The sequence below is a fragment of the Pseudomonas sp. HLT2-19-2 genome (assembly GCF_054898005.1).
Map to the genome: position 1 here is coordinate 4,869,221 of NZ_CM142712.1, position 18,294 is coordinate 4,887,514.

At 58.7% G+C, this 18,294-nt stretch carries 20 protein-coding genes; 2 read left to right on the plus strand and 18 right to left on the minus strand.

The window, feature by feature from the left end; genetic code table 11:
• Positions 1–3: 3 nt before the first annotated feature.
• The 11 genes from ACYZTU_RS22805 to ACYZTU_RS22855 all read right to left on the minus strand — a co-directional run bounded on the left by ACYZTU_RS22805 (position 4) and on the right by ACYZTU_RS22855 (position 8,526).
• Complete coding sequence (locus tag ACYZTU_RS22805; RefSeq protein ID WP_461965719.1) at positions 4–1,242, minus strand: DNA circularization protein; 1,239 nt, start codon at positions 1,240–1,242, stop codon at positions 4–6.
• Positions 1,229–2,791, minus strand: a complete 1,563-nt coding sequence (locus tag ACYZTU_RS22810; protein ID WP_461965721.1) for a phage tail protein — start codon at positions 2,789–2,791, stop codon at positions 1,229–1,231. The genes ACYZTU_RS22805 and ACYZTU_RS22810 overlap by 14 nt, the downstream gene beginning before the upstream one ends.
• Before the next feature lie 130 nt (positions 2,792–2,921).
• On the minus strand, positions 2,922–3,218 hold the full coding sequence (locus ACYZTU_RS22815; protein ID WP_046054588.1) for a phage tail assembly protein: 297 nt from the start codon (positions 3,216–3,218) through the stop codon (positions 2,922–2,924).
• Positions 3,215–3,562: a phage tail tube protein gene (locus ACYZTU_RS22820; protein WP_282376942.1), complete on the minus strand. Its 348-nt coding sequence runs from the start codon at positions 3,560–3,562 to the stop codon at positions 3,215–3,217. The genes ACYZTU_RS22815 and ACYZTU_RS22820 overlap by 4 nt, the downstream gene beginning before the upstream one ends.
• A gap of 77 nt (positions 3,563–3,639) precedes the next feature.
• Positions 3,640–5,136 carry a phage tail sheath subtilisin-like domain-containing protein gene (locus tag ACYZTU_RS22825; RefSeq protein ID WP_461965723.1) on the minus strand — a complete coding sequence of 499 codons (1,497 nt, stop codon included), beginning with the start codon at positions 5,134–5,136 and terminating at the stop codon, positions 3,640–3,642.
• Positions 5,136–5,318, minus strand: coding sequence for a DUF2635 domain-containing protein (locus tag ACYZTU_RS22830; RefSeq protein ID WP_003198311.1), 183 nt, complete (start codon positions 5,316–5,318; stop codon positions 5,136–5,138). The genes ACYZTU_RS22825 and ACYZTU_RS22830 overlap by 1 nt, the downstream gene beginning before the upstream one ends.
• Positions 5,315–5,899: a phage tail terminator protein gene (locus ACYZTU_RS22835; protein ID WP_461965725.1), complete on the minus strand. Its 585-nt coding sequence runs from the start codon at positions 5,897–5,899 to the stop codon at positions 5,315–5,317. Before ACYZTU_RS22835 ends, ACYZTU_RS22830 begins: the two co-directional genes overlap by 4 nt.
• Positions 5,900–6,031: 132 nt before the next feature.
• A complete protein-coding gene (locus ACYZTU_RS22840) occupies positions 6,032–6,379 on the minus strand; it encodes a phage holin family protein (protein ID WP_282376945.1) in 348 nt (115 codons plus the stop codon).
• A 127-nt stretch (positions 6,380–6,506) separates the two neighbouring features.
• The gene (locus ACYZTU_RS22845) at positions 6,507–7,088 is read right to left on the minus strand and encodes a DUF642 domain-containing protein (protein ID WP_461965726.1); all 582 of its coding nucleotides are present in this window, start codon (positions 7,086–7,088) and stop codon (positions 6,507–6,509) included.
• Positions 7,089–7,096: 8 nt separating this feature from the next.
• Entirely contained in the window at positions 7,097–7,291 is a 195-nt protein-coding gene (locus ACYZTU_RS22850) for a Com family DNA-binding transcriptional regulator (RefSeq protein ID WP_461965728.1), read from the minus strand.
• 500 nt (positions 7,292–7,791) lie between these two features.
• Entirely contained in the window at positions 7,792–8,526 is a 735-nt protein-coding gene (locus ACYZTU_RS22855; protein ID WP_282377059.1) for a LexA family transcriptional regulator, read from the minus strand.
• A gap of 211 nt (positions 8,527–8,737) precedes the next feature.
• Between ACYZTU_RS22855 and mutS the strand changes: the two genes are divergently transcribed.
• Positions 8,738–11,317 (plus strand): DNA mismatch repair protein MutS, encoded by a 2,580-nt coding sequence (mutS, locus tag ACYZTU_RS22860; RefSeq protein ID WP_461965730.1) that lies wholly within the window; start codon positions 8,738–8,740, stop codon positions 11,315–11,317.
• Between the two features lie 142 nt (positions 11,318–11,459).
• Positions 11,460–11,783, plus strand: a complete 324-nt coding sequence (fdxA, locus tag ACYZTU_RS22865; protein ID WP_093412508.1) for a ferredoxin FdxA — start codon at positions 11,460–11,462, stop codon at positions 11,781–11,783.
• A 483-nt stretch (positions 11,784–12,266) separates the two neighbouring features.
• On the opposite strand, the gene rpoS is transcribed toward fdxA, so the two are convergent.
• The 7 genes from rpoS to fghA all read right to left on the minus strand — a co-directional run bounded on the left by rpoS (position 12,267) and on the right by fghA (position 18,290).
• Complete coding sequence (gene rpoS, locus ACYZTU_RS22870; protein WP_461965732.1) at positions 12,267–13,274, minus strand: RNA polymerase sigma factor RpoS; 1,008 nt, start codon at positions 13,272–13,274, stop codon at positions 12,267–12,269.
• Between the two features lie 105 nt (positions 13,275–13,379).
• On the minus strand, positions 13,380–14,237 hold the full coding sequence (locus ACYZTU_RS22875; protein WP_461965734.1) for a peptidoglycan DD-metalloendopeptidase family protein: 858 nt from the start codon (positions 14,235–14,237) through the stop codon (positions 13,380–13,382).
• A gap of 211 nt (positions 14,238–14,448) precedes the next feature.
• On the minus strand, positions 14,449–15,084 hold the full coding sequence (locus ACYZTU_RS22880) for a protein-L-isoaspartate(D-aspartate) O-methyltransferase (protein ID WP_177318845.1): 636 nt from the start codon (positions 15,082–15,084) through the stop codon (positions 14,449–14,451).
• 41 nt (positions 15,085–15,125) lie between these two features.
• Positions 15,126–15,875 (minus strand): 5'/3'-nucleotidase SurE, encoded by a 750-nt coding sequence (gene surE / locus ACYZTU_RS22885; protein WP_461965736.1) that lies wholly within the window; start codon positions 15,873–15,875, stop codon positions 15,126–15,128.
• On the minus strand, positions 15,863–16,921 hold the full coding sequence (truD, locus tag ACYZTU_RS22890) for a tRNA pseudouridine(13) synthase TruD (RefSeq protein ID WP_461965738.1): 1,059 nt from the start codon (positions 16,919–16,921) through the stop codon (positions 15,863–15,865). The genes surE and truD overlap by 13 nt, the downstream gene beginning before the upstream one ends.
• Entirely contained in the window at positions 16,918–17,391 is a 474-nt protein-coding gene (gene ispF, locus ACYZTU_RS22895; protein WP_461962739.1) for a 2-C-methyl-D-erythritol 2,4-cyclodiphosphate synthase, read from the minus strand. The genes truD and ispF overlap by 4 nt, the downstream gene beginning before the upstream one ends.
• Before the next feature lie 53 nt (positions 17,392–17,444).
• A complete protein-coding gene (fghA, locus tag ACYZTU_RS22900; protein WP_461965740.1) occupies positions 17,445–18,290 on the minus strand; it encodes an S-formylglutathione hydrolase in 846 nt (281 codons plus the stop codon).
• Positions 18,291–18,294 lie beyond the last annotated feature (4 nt).

An 18,294-nucleotide genomic window follows, 5' to 3' on the forward strand; every position in this document is an offset into this window, starting at 1 on the left:
GGTCTATTCCCCCAGGACCTTTACGTCGTCCAGCGGGAGAAACCCCGGATGAATAATGCCGTTGCGCTGTAGTACTTCAGCGATTCGCGTGGCGTCTCCACTTTGCTGATAGATCACGACCAGCCCCGGAAGGCTTTGCTTGAAAGACTTGCTGACCAGTCGAACGCCGGACGACGCGACCGCTTTCAAATGCGCCCGGAGCGCCTGGCGCAGATTGCTCATCGCCAGATAGTGCGCAGGATCCGCCTTGGCCTCGGGCAGCTTGAACACTTCCTCAAGTGCCACACGCAAGGCCTCTAAGTCGTCGACCACCGGAACGTCCTGGTGCGTGGTCGGTTGCACAGCCTGATGCCCGACCGGCAGGTTGGTGATCCGCTTGACTGCCTGCGAAGCCACCGGCATCGACGCGACCCACTGGGCCATTTGCACAATCAAAGTGTCCTGCACCAGATTGGTCAGCGCCTGGGCCGCAGCGGTGGTGTCCTTGCCGGTGGTGAGCTTCGGCGCATCGGCCTTCTTGATGGCTTCGACCTGTTGGGAGACGTTGGCAATCACGCCACGATAACCTTCACGGGCGAAGTCCTTCAGTTCGTTGATGTCGCCGATCAATCCCTTGAATTCCGCCGCCACGTCCTTGGGCAGTTCCTTGACGGCTTTGACCAGATCGCTGATCTGCTGGTACTCATCGATCAACGGCTGAAGGTGCTGTTGAATCACCTCGTAAGCCTCCTTGATGCTGTTGCGCAGGTTGGCAATGCCGATCCGCGCAGCCTTGATCAAAGTCATCGCGTCTTCGAAGCGCTTCACCGCGGAGCCCAACAGGCTGTCGGCCGACACCAGCAATAACTTCTGCGTGCTGACCGCCGCCGTCGGAAACGGCACCGGTTGATCGGGGTAAAACTTCAGGGTAAAGGTCACCAGCCCGCCGTCCTGGCGGGTGTGAGTCATGTCGCATTCGCCGACCTTGACCTGCAGACGTCCCAGCCACGGGTGAACCAGCTCACCACTGCCCTGCTCCAGCGCCTTGAGCAGTTTGTCGCGCTGCTCCAGGCAATCGGGGCCGACGATAAATGCGGTCAAATCGTGAATCTTCGCCTGCAGGCCAAGGCCCTCGAAATACGGCAGATCGCGCTGCGGGTACTCGTGCAACTGGCCCTTTTGGCCGACCGGGTTTTTCGCCTGATCGACCCAGAACTGGACGCCGCGAAACGACGCCGGCATCAAACGATCACGCCAGCTCATTGGAACCTCCAAGGGACAGTGTGCGGTAGCCGATGCGTGAATTGAGCGCCAGCGCCGGTTGATTGGTTTGCGGCTGATCGGTGCGCATGCCGGCCGGCGCATTTTCGAAGCGCACGGTCAGGCCGCCTTCGAGTTGTGTGCGGCTGTTGGCGGCGCTTTGCTGAATCAGAGCGTTGGAGTTTTGTGTCAGGGATCCAGGCTGCATCGAGGGTTTGTGCGGCAGATTACCGGGCAGCACCGACAGGCTTTGTGGTTGCTCGGTATCGGTGCCAAAAAACGCCGGCGCAAACTTACCGTTGCCTTCGGCATTGGTTTTTTCTTGAGCCTCGGTCAGGCCTTCGACCTTGCCGGTCACACTGGCGACAAGACTGCCGAAACCACCGGCAAAGAATTCCTTGATCGGCGCGACGACGCCTTGCAGCCTGTCCCACCAATGGCTGAACCATTCGGTGATCGGCTCCCAACGCTTTTTGATCTCCTCCAACGGAAACCAGTCAAACAGGCTGCGCAGCGTGCCGTACATCACCAGCGCCGGGACCTTGATGCTGTCCCAGATCCCGGAAAACAATTCGGTGACCGCGCCCCAGCCAGTGATGATCATCTCCCGCGGCGACCAGTCGAACAGACCATGCAGAAAATCCATGACCGGCACCGACAGTGCTCTGAGCAAGTCCCAGATGGCCGAGAACAGGCCCGTCAACGGAGTCCAGTTGCTGATGATCAAACCCAGTGGTGACCAGGAAAAAAGCGTCTGAAAAAATCCAATTACCGGCGTGGCCGCCGCTTTAATGACGTCCCAGATCGCCGCGAACACGGCGGTGATCGGTCCCCAATGGCTGATGATTTGTCCCAGCGGCGTGAACGCAAACATCGTCCTGAAGAACTCGACCATGGGCATCACGACCGGAGAAATCTTTTGCCAAAGCCCGGCGAAGAACGCCGAAATGGGTTTCCAGTTGGCCACAATCAAACCGGCTGCCAAGGCGATGCCCGTGGCAATCAACACGATGGGATGGGTCTTGAGCACCATGTTCATCAGATCGAACACTTGGGTCGCGCCGGTCACGGCGGTTTGCATCGCCGAAAACGCAATGGCACCGGCCGCAAGTCCCTCGACCAGCTTCGGGTTGTCATTGAGCAGACTGCCAAAGCCAATGAGCAGCGGCTGAAGCCCTGCCGTGACGGTCGCGACGGCAGGTTGTAACGCGGTATTAGCGGCAGCCGACACCTGCTCCATCGACCGACTGAACACATTCATGGTTTGCGCGGCGCTGGTCGGTACGCTCGGCACATCGACACCTTTGGCGGCCTCATTGACCTCGGTCAATTGGCCCTTGAACGCAGCGGACGCCTTGATCCCGTCCACGAAGGGCGTGATCACGCTGCCACCCTTGAACAGACCGCTGATATCCAGCTTGCCCAGCCCGGTTTGTTCAAGATGTGTTCTGAAGCCCTCGACCTTCGCTCGAAGGCCGGCGAGCTTGGGGGTCAGTTCATCGATCCCGGTCAGCCGGACCGACTTTTCATCTTCCTTTTCTATGTCTGCCATCACTGCACCTGCTGCATCGCATTGATCCGTTGCGCGTGCTCCAGCGATTCGCGGAGCACATCCAGTGGCCTGGCCATCATCTGTTCGGGGTCAACCTTCCAGAACCAGGCCAGGTCATAGGCGACTGAAATCAGGTCGGTGATGGCTCCGACGCCGCACTCATGAAAAAACTCGCGACAGCCCAGCTCAGCGCGTTGAGGTCAGCCAGGTCCAACTGATTGACCGACGACGGCGGGATGCCGGCGCAGACCGCGATGTATTTGGCCGCGACGTCCATGTCGAGGCTGACTTCTTCGCTCTTGTCGATCTTGTACGGCAGCGCCTTGATCGCTCGAACTTCCTGCACCGTCGGACGGCGCAGGTTGAGTTCGGTCAAGGGCTCGCCGTGAGCTTCGATCGCAACCTGAAGCTTCACGGCGCCAGTCATTGCCAGGTCCCCTTGATGCCTTCGAATTTCAGTTCGATGGTGGCGTCGTCGCCTTTGGAGACAGGCTCTTCAACCAGGTAGGCGCCGGCCAGTACGTAGACTTTGCCGTTGCTGAATTCGCAAGTGACGGTCATGTCAGTGCCTGCGATCAGTTGCTTGAGCGGGAAGTCCGCGGTGTGCAGCGCCGTCACTTTGAACGACGGGGAAATGTCGGTTTCCTTGTAGAAACCCGGTACGACGGTTTCCCGTTTCACAGCCATCAACGGCGCTTCGCAGCCGCCATTGATAGTCAATTGAGCGCCGTCCACTTTGACGTAGCAGGTGCCCGCAATCAGTTGACCCATGGTGTTTCTCCCTTCAAATAAAAAGCCCACGCGAGGTGGGCTGAAATCACACAGTCCTTACAGTTAAAGCGCAGCAATCAAGCCGCGTCGTCGTACTGCAGACGGAATTGGTTAAGCAGCGCGAACACGCGCAGGCCATTGATGTAATCCGGCGGGAACAGCACGTTGACCCGGCTCGGGTCCTGCATGTCGCGCTCGACGATCAGGTGCTCGGCGAACAGTTCGGCGTTTTCTACGTGGCCTTCCAGTTCGAGCTTGGCGTACTGGGCGATCAGCTCGCCGCGAATCGTGCTCGGGGTAACGATCGGCTGGCCGGCGCCGAAACGGGTGCCGTCAGAGGCCAGTTTGTGGCGACCGTATTTGCTGGTGATCACGCTTTGCAGACGACGCACGATGAAGGCCGACTGGTGCATGGTTTCGCTGTCCAGGTAGGAATTGTCTGCCTGGCCGTAGGCGTTCTTCTGATAGGTGGTAATCGAACGCTGAATGCGCACGTAGCCGCCTTCGTAGTACGCAGTAGCGATGCCGTAATTGAGCAGCGACTGACGCTCGGTCAGGGTGAAACGCTCGCTGGCCGGCGCCGGGTCAAGACCTGGCAGGCTGCCGCTTTGAGTCGGACGGCTGGCGTCGGCGGAGATGAACACCGACGTGCGTGCCGCCAGTGCGGCGGCCTGAACCCAGAACGGTTGTGGTACGCCAGTTTCCAGCGCCTGAAGGGTCATGTGCTGGTCGTTCCGCGCCTGACCGGCCGCCACCAGGGTACCGATGGTGCCGCGCTTGGCACTGTAGACGTGCCCGAACAATTGCTTGGCCCAGGACCAACGACCGGTGCTGTCATCCATGACGGCTTGCCAGGTGTTGAGGGTCGACAGGTCCGAGAATGGCATGCAGATGAACTCGAACGGTTCATCGCCCAGCGCCGCTACCGCAGCGACCTGATCCGGCACACCGGCACCGCCGGTCATGGCGGTGATGGCCGTGGTGAGGCCGGTCGGAGTTTCTTCGCCGTTGCTCTTGCCCAGGCGATTGAATTGCAGGCTGATGTCGTTACCGCTGTTGCCAGTCCATTTGGCGCTCAGGGTCACGACGCCCTCAACCGCTGCAGCGCTGACCGGCAGATCTGCCGAGGCGTTGATTTTCAGCGCCAGCGCGGTAGCGGCCTGAGCTGCCGTAGCGCCGTTGACGATGGCCGCTTGAACGCGAACGCCGCCAACGTACAGGTTAAGCACACCGCTTTGAGTGGCGGCGCCGGTCAGGGTCAACACGCCTTTGGCGATGCTGCCTTCAGTGTTGTGCAGCGGCAGGCACCAGATCTCGCCGATCGGATCGGTCTTGCGCCAGGTTTCATACATCGAGGCGAGCATCGAGCCTTGGCCGCCAATGCTTTTGGCTAGCGCCACGCTGGACACCAACACCAGTTTGCCAACCTCGGCCGGCGCAATGTTGTCGTTGACCTGAGCGACGATCAAACGGCGCATGGCCGACGACGCGCTATTGGCGGCCGAATTGTCCATCTCGGCGTAAAACAGCGGAACACGAATGTCCGCGGGGATGTTGCTGAATCCGATCGCCATTATTTGGCTCCCTGTGGTTTTGCCGCTTTCACGGCTTTGGTGGTGATATCGCCATCGGCCAGACGTCGACGCCACCAGGCGTTGTCCGGCACTTCACGGCCCTCGAGGGGCAACAGATCGCCCGCTTCCGGGTCGGGCACGGCACGGCCTGGGGCCGGCAGCACGGTGATGCGTTTGCTCATGGGGTTACGTCTCCAGAGAAAGTCAGTTCCAGGCGTCCGTCGGGGCCAGGGCGTTTCAGATTGGGGTCCGCTGGATCAATCGCATCGACCCGCACGGTGACCCCGGTAAAGGACGACAAGCCGTCCAGTTCACGTTCGTGCCAGCTCTCCGCAGGCTGACCAGGCAGATTGCGGCCGAGCTGGAACTCGGCAAAAAAGCGCAGGCGATACAGCACGCGGTTGCTGTTGATGGAAACCCGTTCGCCGCCGTCATAGGCGATGGCGTCGTAATCACTGCCGGGCTTGAAACCCACCAGCGCCCGCCACAGTTCGGCCCGCAGGTCGTGAAACAGATCCAGCGCTTTTGTAGCGTCGGTGGTGTCAAGCACCAGGGTCACTTCGAAGCGGTCGCGGATCGGTTGCAGGGTTTGGTTTTGCGCCACGCTTTTACTTGCCAGATCGGCGAGCGGTACGACATAGGCGCAAGGGGTTTGCAGCGGATTGCTGGCTTGTAGCGTTTCGAGGTCGATGCCGGCAGCCACGCGATTGGCGAGGGTTGGGCAGTGATCACGCAGTTGGGTGATCAGTGGGGTGATCTTCATGGTGTTTTTACCGGGCAATAAAAACCCGCTGGGAGCGGGCTTGAATGAGAGGTACTGGCTGTGGGAAACCCGCATCCTTGCAGGTCGGATGCCGGTCGGCACCGCTGCTCGCCATTCCATTGGGCTTTGTGTTCATTGGTCCTGGCGGGTATCTCGCGGCGGTACTTCGCAAACGCCAATCCGCTTGGCTGCCCAACGCTCATATAGACCAATGGCAACATCTGCCCCGGCCATCGCCGTAAGGCAACCGAACGCGCAAGCCGTCCAGATCGACACGCCGGCGGCATACAGCAGCATGATTGCCGAGACCCCGCAGACCATGCAGGCCCCGGATCGCAGGGCCAGGCGCCGCAGCAATGACCAGCCGCGGGCGCCCTCCTTGTCGGCGCGCCACATTTCGCCGGACACCCCACCCACCAGGGCGAGAACGATGACCAGCCAGATCGGCATGTCCAGCAACGCTTGTTGCTCGTTTGTCATGTCACGCCTCCTGGGGAGTGATTGATGAGTGGATGGGGTTGTGTGTATTGCGGGGGGGGGGGTGTGCCCGGTACCCGCCTATGAGGCGGTGACAAAGCTGTTCCTTTTGAAGTCAGGCGACGAAGAATTACAGTCGCTCAACGATTACGTTGTCGATAAATGCGAAGTTGACGTAGGGGTTCTGCTCGTTGGAGAAAGCCAGGGTCGTTTGAGCTGTGGTTGCAGTGAAGTCATAAGTAATGGTGCTCCACTCGACCACCCCTCCTTTGGCGGTCGGGGTGTTGAAAGTGGCTGTTTTCCCGGCCACTTTCACCTGAACGACGCCGTCACCGGAGCGATTGGCGTACAGCGAATTACCCGCACTGAAGGTCAATCGGTACTTGGCTCCGACCGCCGTGGAGAAGTTCTGCTGAATCCCGCCGCCGTTGCCGTAAACGTTGTTGGCCAGATCCACAATCGCCGCGCCTTCCGCTGCCGAGGAGCCAGGAATCGAGGCGCGGACGTTGAAATACTCGGCACCGGACAGAAAGGTGGTCCAGCCCGTGATGAAATTGGCTTTAGCCGTGGTGTCCAGTACACAACTATCACTGCAGCCGGGCTGTTCAAAGCTTCCGTTGACCAAAAGATTGGCGGCAACAGCGCTACCTCCAGCGCCGAGAAGAACAACGGATACCAACAGCGGGCCAACGTGGTTTTTGAAAACTTTCATGGTTTCACCTAATGAGTCGAATGAATTGATCGCGCGACGGTTGCCGCACTCATGTCGCTCACAGGCGATTGCTCTAGGCTCTTGGCCTTCACATGATTCAACGTCCCGCATCGGGAACATTTGATCTGGAGCTCGGAGTACTCGCCCACTCGGGCGAGAAGTCTTTTGCAATGTCCACATCTGCAATCTTTCAACATCTGCAATGCCTTTTAGTTTCTGCCGGATCCTTCCTGTTGCACTGACGGTTCCGAGATGAGGCTTGAGGTGCCTGACGGTAGGCAGGCATTCCAAAAAGCCCGGTCACCCAGGCTTTTCAGTAATGCGATCCTGCTGATCTTTCGGCGCTACTGGCGCGGTACGGATCGATTCAAATTGTTTTTCCGACCGCGGTCCCTGCCCGCCGGATAACTGCTTGTGGTGCTTTACGCTGCACACCCGGGTCAGTTGCCAACCCTCTGAACCGTTGAGGCCGGTTCATCGCTGCCTTTGTGGTGGAACTAAAGAGCTTCGTTTCGAGCTGCTTTGTTGAGCGGCTTGAGACAAAGGATATGCATGAATGCATACACAGTCAATGCATGAATGCATTTATTTATGCGCAGAAAATGCATTTACGCATGAGCGCCCCGTAGACAATGGCGCTCGCGGTTTTCGGCAGGCGAAAAAAAACCCGCTCGGTGGCGGGTTTTATCTGACAACGTTGAGGTTAACGGGCGTACATGCCCCACCAGAAGACGTGACCGAGGATGACAATCTGCTCTTCCTGGATTTCCTGGAAGGTGTAGTCCTCGTCCGGATGCTCATCGCGATTGAAGCTGCGCAGGCGAATGCCTGTCGGCAGGCGATAAAGCTGTTTCACCCGCAGCTGGCCGTTATGGTTGATGGCATAAAGGTCGCCATCCACGATATCGCCGATCCCGCACTTGCCGGCATTAACGCCGACGGTGGCGCCGTCGCGCAGTACCGGCAACATACTGTTGCCGCGTACCGTCACGCATTTGGCCTGATCGAACTGAACGCCGTTGTGGCGCAGGCTCCGCTTGCCGAAGCGCAGGCTAGAGCGCTCGCTCTCTTCGATGACGAACCTTCCTGATCCTGCAGCCAATTCAACCTCGCGAAGAAAGGGGACCGATACCTCATCATCATCGACGGGCGTATCGTCGTCCCACAGACTTATGTCCTTGAGTTCAGAATGCAATTGATCGCGCCCGGTGTTGGCTGCCGGCGCGACATCCGCACGGCCCCGCAACTGGTCGGTGCTCACGGCGAAGTACTCGGCGATCTTCGAGATGTGTTTATCCGAGGGATCGACGATTTTCCCGCTGAGAATCCGCGAGAGAGTGGATTGAGGCACGCCGGTGCGACGGTGAAGCTCCGTGGGGGAGATCCCGTGCTGATCGAGCAGCGCTCTTAGTACCGTAGAAACATTGCGTTTTTGCATAAAGCGCATAGTGCTTGTTCTTTTCGCGGAAGACAAATGCCAAATTGCATAAATTTCGCATATCTCGTGCATAGACTGAAGAAATGTATCGCAGGGCTTTCATGCCTGCGTCGGGTGGACCGCCCATGTTAACCTTGCGCCCATCGCGGAAAAGCCGGGCCGATGCCCCTCCTTTGCCCTACACCTTTCAACGAATTTGCCTGATTATCCGATGAATAAAGCGCTCTCTGATCTGTCCTCCCACACGCCAATGATGCAGCAGTACTGGCGCCTGAAAAACCAGCACCCTGACCAGCTGATGTTCTACCGCATGGGCGACTTCTACGAGATCTTCTACGAAGACGCGAAGAAGGCCGCCAAATTGCTGGACATCACCCTGACCGCCCGTGGGCAGTCGGCGGGTCAGGCGATTCCGATGTGTGGGATTCCTTACCACGCCGCGGAAGGTTACCTGGCGAAACTGGTCAAGCTCGGCGAGTCGGTGGTGATCTGTGAGCAGGTCGGCGACCCGGCGACCAGCAAGGGCCCGGTGGATCGTCAGGTGGTGCGGATCATCACGCCGGGTACGGTCAGCGATGAAGCGCTGCTGGATGAGCGTCGGGACAACCTGATTGCGGCAGTTCTGGGTGATGAGCGTCTGTTCGGCTTGGCGGTTCTGGACATCACCAGCGGCAACTTCACCGTGCTGGAGATCAAGGGCTGGGAAAACCTGCTGGCAGAACTGGAGCGGGTCAATCCGGTAGAGCTGATGATCCCGGACGACTGGCCGAAGGACCTGCCGGCGGAGAAACGTCGTGGGGTTCGTCGCCGTGCGCCGTGGGATTTCGAGCGCGACTCGGCGCTGAAAAGTCTTTGCCAGCAATTTTCCACCCAAGACCTGAAAGGTTTCGGCTGCGAAAACCTGACCCTGGCCATCGGCGCTGCCGGTTGCCTGCTCAGCTACGCCAAGGAAACCCAACGCACCGCCCTGCCCCATTTGCGCAGCCTGCGGCATGAACGTCTGGACGACACCGTGGTACTGGACGGCGCGAGCCGCCGCAACCTCGAACTGGACACCAATCTGGCGGGCGGTCGCGACAACACACTGCAATCAGTGGTCGATCGCTGTCAGACCGCCATGGGCAGCCGTCTGCTGACCCGCTGGCTGAACCGTCCGCTGCGGGATCTGACCGTATTGCTGGCGCGCCAGACCTCGATTACCTGCCTGCTCGACGCCTACCGTTTCGAAAAGCTGCAACCGCAGCTCAAGGAAATCGGCGACATCGAGCGGATCCTGGCGCGGATCGGCCTGCGCAATGCCCGTCCTCGTGACCTGGCTCGCCTACGCGATGCGCTCGGTGCATTGCCTGAGTTACAAGTGGCGATGACTGAGCTGGAAGCTCCGCACATCATTCAACTGGCGAAAACCACCAGCACCTACCCGGAGCTGGCGGCACTGCTGGAAAAAGCCATCATCGACAACCCGCCCGCGGTGATCCGAGACGGCGGCGTGTTGAAAACCGGTTACGACGCCGAGTTGGACGATTTGCAATCGCTCAGCGAAAACGCCGGGCAGTTCCTGATCGACCTCGAAGCCCGGGAGAAGGCCCGCACCGGCTTGTCTCATCTGAAAGTCGGTTACAACCGCATTCACGGCTACTTCATCGAGTTGCCGAGCAAGCAGGCCGAATCAGCGCCGGCAGACTATATCCGTCGCCAGACGCTGAAAGGTGCCGAGCGCTTCATTACGCCAGAACTGAAGGCGTTCGAAGACAAGGCCCTGTCGGCGAAGAGCCGCGCCCTGGCTCGCGAGAAGATGCTCTACGAAGCACTGCTCGAAGATTTGATCGCCCAGTTGCCACCGCTGCAGGACACCGCCGCGGCACTGGCCGAGCTGGATGTGCTGAGCAACCTCGCCGAGCGTGCGCTGAACCTCGATCTGAACTGCCCGCGCTTCGTCAGTGAGCCGTGCATGCGCATCAGCCAGGGTCGTCACCCGGTGGTCGAGCAAGTGCTGACGACGCCGTTCGTAGCCAACGACCTGAGCCTCGACGACAACACCCGCATGCTGGTGATCACCGGTCCGAACATGGGCGGTAAATCCACCTACATGCGCCAGACCGCTTTGATCGTATTGCTGGCGCACATCGGCAGTTTCGTGCCAGCGGCCAGTTGCGAGTTGTCTCTGGTGGACCGGATCTTTACCCGGATCGGTTCCAGCGATGACCTGGCCGGCGGGCGCTCGACCTTCATGGTCGAAATGAGTGAAACCGCGAACATTTTGCACAATGCCACCGAGCGCAGCCTGGTGCTGATGGACGAAGTCGGTCGCGGCACCAGCACCTTTGACGGTCTGTCCCTGGCGTGGGCTGCGGCCGAACGCCTGGCGCATCTGCGGGCTTATACGCTGTTCGCCACCCACTACTTCGAACTGACGGTGCTACCGGAAGCGCAACCGCTGGTGGCCAACGTTCACCTTAATGCCACCGAGCACAACGAGCGCATCGTGTTCCTGCACCACGTGCTGCCCGGACCTGCCAGCCAGAGCTATGGCCTGGCGGTTGCGCAACTGGCCGGTGTGCCGAGCGAAGTGATCGTGCGCGCTCGTGAACACCTGGGCCGACTGGAAGCCACCGCCCTGCCTCATGAAGTGCCGAAGCCAACCAAGGGCAAACCAGCCGCGCCGCAGCAGAGCGATATGTTCGCCAGCCTGCCGCATCCGGTGTTGGATGAACTGGCAAAGCTCAATCTGGACGACATGACCCCGCGTCGTGCGCTCGAAATGCTCTATACACTTAAGACACGGATCTAACGCACTTGCCTGCAAGCTGTTAGAATCTCGCGCGGTTTGGGATGCTGCTGGCTAATAGCCTGACCAGCAGACTATCGCTCCCAAACCTGGCGACCCCAACGTGAAGGGGCTCCGCTGCCGCCGCCTGAGGAGAAAATTAGAAATGACCTTCGTCGTCACCGACAACTGCATCAAGTGCAAGTACACCGACTGCGTAGAAGTCTGTCCGGTGGACTGCTTTTACGAAGGCCCGAACTTCCTGGTGATTCACCCGGATGAGTGCATCGACTGCGCACTGTGCGAACCAGAATGCCCTGCCGTGGCCATCTTCTCCGAAGATGAAGTCCCGGAAGACATGCAGGAATTTATTCAGTTGAACGTTGAGCTGGCGGAAATCTGGCCCAACATCACCGAGAAGAAAGAATCGATGCCCGATGCCGAAGAGTGGGATGGCGTCAAAGGCAAGATCAAAGACCTCGAACGCTGATTACCCCCGCGTTTTCGAAAAGGCCCCTTGCGGGCCTTTTTGCTTTTCTGCAGGCAAAAAAAGGGGCGGTTTGACCCGCCCACATTTTTTCCCTATTCCCTGCATTCCTTTTCATCGTCCTGATGAATCGCTTCCTGCGATGTCCTCTCCCCTCATCCTTGAAGGGCGTGTCTGTCCGTCGACACAGTTCAGATACTAGAGAGTTCCCTACCAAGAGCAATTGCCCCGGATAGTTGAAACTGCCTGGCATACGTTGTTCATCTAAAAATATAATCATATAAATCAATAAGTTAATATTTTCTCACGTAAGAATATATACGACTGCTACTCATGGAGTTAGCGAACACTTACGAAAGAGTAAGCAAACACTTACAGCGAGAGACTACAAACCAGAGGCAATTAGAGAGGGAACTCACAACCTTTCTCTCAGGCAATAAAAAACCCCGAACCAGTCGGGGTTTTTAATGCCAGCCAGCAAATGACTTATTGAAACAGCGACTCGCTCGACAGGCCATTCTTCTCGAGAATCTCCCGAAGACGCTTCAGGCCTTCAACCTGAATCTGTCTGACCCGTTCCCGGGTCAGGCCAATTTCAAGTCCGACATCTTCAAGCGTGCTGCTCTCGTGACCGCGCAGTCCGAAGCGGCGTATCACCACTTCACGTTGCTTGTCGGTCAGCTCCGAGAGCCATTGATCGATGCTCTGGGACAGGTCGTCATCCTGCAACAGTTCACATGGATCGGTTGGACGGTCATCGGTAAGGGTGTCCAGCAGGGTTTTATCCGAATCCGGACCCAGCGAGACGTCGACCGAAGAAACCCGCTCGTTCAGGCCGAGCATGCGCTTGACCTCTCCCACTGGTTTTTCCAACAGGTTGGCGATTTCTTCGGGTGAGGGTTCGTGATCGAGTTTTTGAGTCAGCTCCCGTGCAGCCCGCAGGTACACGTTGAGCTCTTTGACCACATGAATCGGCAACCGGATGGTCCGGGTCTGATTCATGATCGCGCGCTCGATGGTCTGACGAATCCACCAGGTCGCGTAGGTCGAAAAGCGGAAGCCACGTTCGGGGTCGAACTTCTCTACTGCCCGGATAAGACCGAGGTTGCCCTCTTCGATCAGGTCCAGCAGCGACAGGCCACGATTGACGTAACGCCGGGCGATTTTCACCACCAGCCGCAGGTTACTTTCAATCATGCGTTTGCGCCCGGCCGGATCTCCACTTTGCGACAAGCGCGCAAAATAAACTTCTTCTTCGGGGGACAGCAGAGGGGAAAAGCCAATCTCATTGAGGTACAGCTGCGTGGCATCGAGTGCACGCGTGTAGTCAATGTACTTGTGTTGCTTTAACGAGGCGGAGTGTTTGGATTTGGCACGAACGGAAGGTGGAGCAGCCCCTTCATCATTCGACATCGAATCCGTACCGATGCCGGTCTCCATCAGGAGAACCTCATCGTCGATGTCAAACTCCGGCACTTCTTTACTGAGAGCCATTGTTATAGTCCTTTGGTGAGTTCGACCTCAGGCTCAAGCGGCGCCTTTATCCTTGGCAACGCTGGAGCCTGTTCCCTCTACGTGAAGAAACAGGCTGGAAAGCGATCAACGACGTGGCAGGAATTGCAGCGGATCTACGGGTTTACCTTGACGGCGAATCTCAAAATGCAGCTTCACCCGGTCTGTTCCCGTTGACCCCATTTCGGCAATTGTCTGTCCGACCTTGACCTGCTGCCCCTCCCGAACCAACAGCCTGCGGTTATGTCCGTAGGCACTGACGTAGGTATCACTGTGTTTGATGATGACTAATTCGCCGTAGCCCCTTAAGCCACTCCCGGCGTATACCACCGTCCCATCAGACGCAGCTAAAACAGGCTGTCCCAAATCCCCGGCGATATCAATTCCTTTATTCAAACTGCCGTTTGAAGAGAATTTTCCAATGAGAATGCCATTAGATGGCCACCCCCAGCCGGTCGGGGCCGGGCCTGCCGGAGGCAACGAAGTGGGTGCGGGCTTGTTCGCGACGGACGGTACAACCGTCGCTGTACCCGTGGCCGCACCTGTTACCGGACGACGGAAGACCGTGGTTTTACTCGATGACGAAGGCGTTGAATTTGACGAACTGACCACCGCTGTCGGCGTTGAACCGGTGCGACCGTCAAAGCGAATCGTCTGACCCGGATGGATCGTATAAGGCGTAGGAATGTTGTTGCGTGCCGCGAGGGCTTTGTAGTCCCAGCCGTAGCGAAAGGCAATGGAGAACAAGGTGTCTTTAGGTCGGACGACGTATTGACCCGTGGTCACTGCCGGACGCTGGGCGACGGCGTTGTTGCGATCGACGACGCGTACATCACTCGACTTGTTGCTGGAGCAACCTACCAGCAAGGTGCTCAAAACAAGGCCAGTCACCAGGCACTGAAAGCTCGTTTTACCCATTCGCTGCGCAATGACTGTGAGACTCACCCGCCGCTCCCTTTGTGGTGGCTGAAAATGTGGATTGCCGTGTTCCGGCATGAAATGTCGCAAGTATAACGGGCCGTGCAGGCTTCACCTTTAATGAAGCGAAAGGGCTTCGCGCACACGTTTGCTGCCTGACGATGAATCCCGTTTAACTGATCGGTGCCGCTGTAAGACAGGATCAATCGAAGAGAATTCAGCGCGCTGAAACAAATGCTCAGGCGAGCGGCCCATTGAGTAACGGGACGAAGCGAACAGCCCCCAGAACACGCCTGGAAAAGCCCTGCTCTTCCCGGATGATCAGCATCAATTGTTGAACCTCACCCGATCCAACCGGGATCACCAGACGCCCTCCCGGCGCCAATTGATCAAGCAGTGCCTGAGGTACATCGGTCGCCACCGCGGTCACGATAATGCCGTTGTACGGCGCCAGTGCCGGCCAGCCTTCCCAACCATCGCCCCAGCGGAACACCACGTTGCGAAGGTTCAGTTCCACCAGGCGCTCCTTGGCCCGATCCTGCAAAACCTTGATGCGCTCGACCGAAAATACCCGTTCAACCAGTTGCGACAGCACCGCCGTCTGGTAGCCCGAACCGGTGCCGATTTCCATCACCTTGTCGAGAGGACCTGCCTCCAGCAGCAACTCGCTCATGCGAGCCACCATATAAGGCTGCGAGATGGTCTGGTTATGCCCAATCGGCAGCGCAGTATCTTCGTAAGCGCGATGGGCCAGCGCCTCGTCGACGAACAGGTGACGCGGCGTACGGCGGATGACTTCCAGCACCTTGGCGTTGGAAATCCCCTCCTCATAAAGCCGCTGAATAAGGCGTTCGCGAGTCCGCTGAGAGGTCATGCCAATGCCGCGACGCAGCATATCGTCTTGTTCACGACCCATTAGTGCAGCCCCTCCAGCCAGCCATCGAGACTTCTGAAGGCATCATTGAAGGTGCGATCCAGTTGTAGTGGAGTGATTGAAACATAGCCCTGCATCACCGCATGGAAATCGGTGCCCGGGCCGCCGTCTTCAGCATCCCCCGCCGCCGCAATCCAGTAACCGGATTTACCGCGCGGATCGACCACTTTCATCGGCGCTGCAGCACGTGCGCGATGTCCGAGGCGGGTCAGCTGAATACCGCGGATGTGGTCCAGCGGCAAATTGGGAATATTCACGTTCAGTACCGTACGCGGTGGCAGTTCAAGATCCGCGTGAGCCTCTACCAGTTTGCGCGCAAAGTACGCGGCTGTGGGAAGGTTCTCCACTTGCCGTGAGGCCAACGAAAAGGCAAACGAAGGGCGCTCCAGGAAACGTCCCTCAAGGGCCGCCGCTACGGTGCCGGAATACAACACATCGTCACCCAGGTTGGCGCCCAGGTTGATGCCCGAAACCACCATGTCCGGCACATGCTCTAGCAAGCCATTGAGGCCCAGGTGCACGCAATCGGTGGGTGTGCCATTCAGGCTGATAAAGCCGTTGGCCAGGGTTTGCGGGTGCAACGGACGGTCGAGCGTCAGCGAGCTGCTGGCGCCGCTTTTGTCCTGGTCCGGGGCGATAACCACGCATTCGGTGTAATCCGCCAGCGCAGCATAAAGCGCGGCGAGACCGGGTGCGGTTACCCCATCGTCGTTAGAAATCAGAATACGCATGGGCTGTCCGTCTGCCCCACCGGCACCAGATCAACGAGCTCGCGCACCAATACAGTGGCGAAGCATCCGGCCGGGAGGACGAATTCCAGTTGCAGAATGTCAGGCTCGGGATAATGCCACGTCAACCCACAAATGGGCAGCCGCAGGATGCGACGTTCGTGGCTCATACCGGCGTTAATCAACCAATCACGCAAGTCCACTTCGCGAGTGGCGATTGCCTGCTCCAGTTCATGGACAGCGCCAGTCGCCGGCGAGTCACCTTCGCCCCACTGCGGACCGGTCGGGTGCAGATCGAGAATCGCCAGACGCGGGTCGCTGCACTCGGCAACACCTGCCGGAAAGAAGCTGCGGCTGTCGGTGAAGGCCAGCAGATCACCGACCTGGGCACGCTGCCAGGTGCCATCGGCGACGCGCGCCGCCAGCACCTGATTGAAGAGAAAACTGCGCGCGGTGGAGAGCAACCGCGAACGCACGTTGCGTTGTTCCGGCAAGGCTTTGCGAGCAGCCCATGCACGGGCATCGACCACGTTACCGCCGTCAAACCCAAAACGCTGAGCGCCGAAATAATTGGGAATACCATGCTTGGCGATCAGTTGCAGACGCTCCTCGATCGCCGCTTTGTCGCCCGCGAATTGCGTCAGGCGCAACGTGAAGCCATTGGCCGAGTGGGCACCGCGTTGCAGCTTGCGCTTATGCCGACCGGTCTTGAGGATTTTCAGCGTATCGTTTTGCGCCGCCGACAGATCAGGATCGGCCTTGCCCGGCAGCTGCACGCTGAACCACTGGCGAGTCAGCGCCTGACGATCCTTGAGGCCCGCGTAACTGACGGTGCGCAATGGCACGCCTGCCGCCTTGGCGATCCGCCGTGCCGCTTCTTCGGTATTCAGACCGCGCTTTTCCACCCAGATCCACAGGTGCTCGCCATCGCCACTGAGGGGAATATTGAGCACTTCGTCGACCTGAAAATCTTCCGCCGTGGCTTTCAACACCGCGGTGCCGAGAGCGTCACCATAGGCCCGTGGGCCGAGCAATTGCGCCTCGTTCATGCGCGCAGCAACAAGGCAACGGAATGCACGGCAATGCCTTCTTCGCGACCGACAAAGCCGAGCTTTTCGGTGGTGGTAGCTTTCACGTTCACTTGATCCAACTCAACTTGAAGATCCGCGGCAATCAGCGCGCGCATCGATTCGATATGCGGGGCCATTTTTGGGGCTTGGGCGACGATGGTGTTATCGACGTTGCCGACCTTCCAGCCCTTGGCGTGGATGAGTGCGACGACGTGACGCAACAGCACGCGACTGTCGACGCCCTTGAATGTCGGGTCGGTGTCCGGAAAATGTTTGCCGATATCACCCAACGCAGCGGCGCCGAGCAAGGCATCGCTCAAGGCGTGCAGCAGGACGTCACCGTCTGAGTGAGCGAGCAGCCCGAAGCCGTGTGCAATCCGCACGCCGCCCAGAGTAATGAAATCGCCTTCAGCGAAACGGTGCACATCATAGCCGTGGCCAATACGCATAAAAAAACGCCCCGATTTTTGTCAGGGCGTGATTCTACCTGCTTTGTCGGACATTAGCCGCTTAGAGCGCGCCCATGATGTTGCAAGTGGTCGCCGATGAAGCTGGCGATGAAGAAATAGCTGTGATCGTAGCCGGGTTGCAAGCGCAACGTCAGCGGATGACCCGCCAGTTTGGCCGCCTGTTGCAAGGCTGCAGGCTTGAGCTGAGTGGCCAAGAAATCATCGCGATCACCTTGGTCGACCAGCAGGGGCAGCTTCTCGTTTGTCTCGGCGATCAACGCGCAGGCATCCCATTCGCGCCACTTCGATCGGTCTTCCCCCAAGTAGCGGGAAAAGGCTTTCTGGCCCCACGGGCAATCCATCGGATTGTTGATTGGCGAGAACGCCGACACCGACTGATAACGCCCCGGATTACGCAACGCGCAGACCAGCGCGCCGTGGCCGCCCATGGAGTGACCGCTGATACCGCGCTTGTCCGATGCCGGGAAATGAGCCTCAACCAATGTCGGTAATTCCTGCACGACATAGTCATGCATCCGATAGTGCCGGGACCAGGGTTCCTGCGTGGCGTTCAGATAAAACCCGGCACCGAGACCGAAGTCCCAGGCGCCATCCGGATCACCCGGCACATCGGCACCGCGAGGACTGGTGTCCGGTGCAACGATGATCAGCCCCAGCTCGGCGGCCATGCGCATCGCACCGGCCTTTTGCATGAAGTTCTCGTCGGTGCAGGTCAGGCCGGACAACCAGTACAGCACCGGCAACTTGCCGCCCTGCTCCGCTTGTGGCGGCAGGTACACGGCAAACACCATGTCGCAGCCGAGTACATCGGAGCGGTGCCGGTAGCGCTTGTGCCAGCCGCCGAAGCTTTTCTGACAGGAGATATTTTCCAGGCTCATGACC

Bases quoted from the DNA above. Each gene is read 5' to 3' on its own strand.
- ACYZTU_RS22805 (WP_461965719.1), bottom strand. From the start codon at position 1,242: ATGAGCTGGCGTGATCGTTTGATGCCGGCGTCGTTTCGCGGCGTCCAG.
- ACYZTU_RS22810 (WP_461965721.1), bottom strand. From the start codon at position 2,791: ATGGCAGACATAGAAAAGGAAGATGAAAAGTCGGTCCGGCTGACCGGG.
- ACYZTU_RS22815 (WP_046054588.1), bottom strand. From the start codon at position 3,218: ATGACTGGCGCCGTGAAGCTTCAGGTTGCGATCGAAGCTCACGGCGAG.
- ACYZTU_RS22820 (WP_282376942.1), bottom strand. From the start codon at position 3,562: ATGGGTCAACTGATTGCGGGCACCTGCTACGTCAAAGTGGACGGCGCT.
- ACYZTU_RS22825 (WP_461965723.1), bottom strand. From the start codon at position 5,136: ATGGCGATCGGATTCAGCAACATCCCCGCGGACATTCGTGTTCCGCTG.
- ACYZTU_RS22830 (WP_003198311.1), bottom strand. From the start codon at position 5,318: ATGAGCAAACGCATCACCGTGCTGCCGGCCCCAGGCCGTGCCGTGCCC.
- ACYZTU_RS22835 (WP_461965725.1), bottom strand. From the start codon at position 5,899: ATGAAGATCACCCCACTGATCACCCAACTGCGTGATCACTGCCCAACC.
- ACYZTU_RS22840 (WP_282376945.1), bottom strand. From the start codon at position 6,379: ATGACAAACGAGCAACAAGCGTTGCTGGACATGCCGATCTGGCTGGTC.
- ACYZTU_RS22845 (WP_461965726.1), bottom strand. From the start codon at position 7,088: ATGAAAGTTTTCAAAAACCACGTTGGCCCGCTGTTGGTATCCGTTGTT.
- ACYZTU_RS22855 (WP_282377059.1), bottom strand. From the start codon at position 8,526: ATGCAAAAACGCAATGTTTCTACGGTACTAAGAGCGCTGCTCGATCAG.
- mutS (WP_461965730.1), top strand. From the start codon at position 8,738: ATGAATAAAGCGCTCTCTGATCTGTCCTCCCACACGCCAATGATGCAG.
- fdxA (WP_093412508.1), top strand. From the start codon at position 11,460: ATGACCTTCGTCGTCACCGACAACTGCATCAAGTGCAAGTACACCGAC.
- rpoS (WP_461965732.1), bottom strand. From the start codon at position 13,274: ATGGCTCTCAGTAAAGAAGTGCCGGAGTTTGACATCGACGATGAGGTT.
- ACYZTU_RS22880 (WP_177318845.1), bottom strand. From the start codon at position 15,084: ATGACCTCTCAGCGGACTCGCGAACGCCTTATTCAGCGGCTTTATGAG.
- surE (WP_461965736.1), bottom strand. From the start codon at position 15,875: ATGCGTATTCTGATTTCTAACGACGATGGGGTAACCGCACCCGGTCTC.
- truD (WP_461965738.1), bottom strand. From the start codon at position 16,921: ATGAACGAGGCGCAATTGCTCGGCCCACGGGCCTATGGTGACGCTCTC.
- ispF (WP_461962739.1), bottom strand. From the start codon at position 17,391: ATGCGTATTGGCCACGGCTATGATGTGCACCGTTTCGCTGAAGGCGAT.
- fghA (WP_461965740.1), bottom strand. From the start codon at position 18,290: ATGAGCCTGGAAAATATCTCCTGTCAGAAAAGCTTCGGCGGCTGGCAC.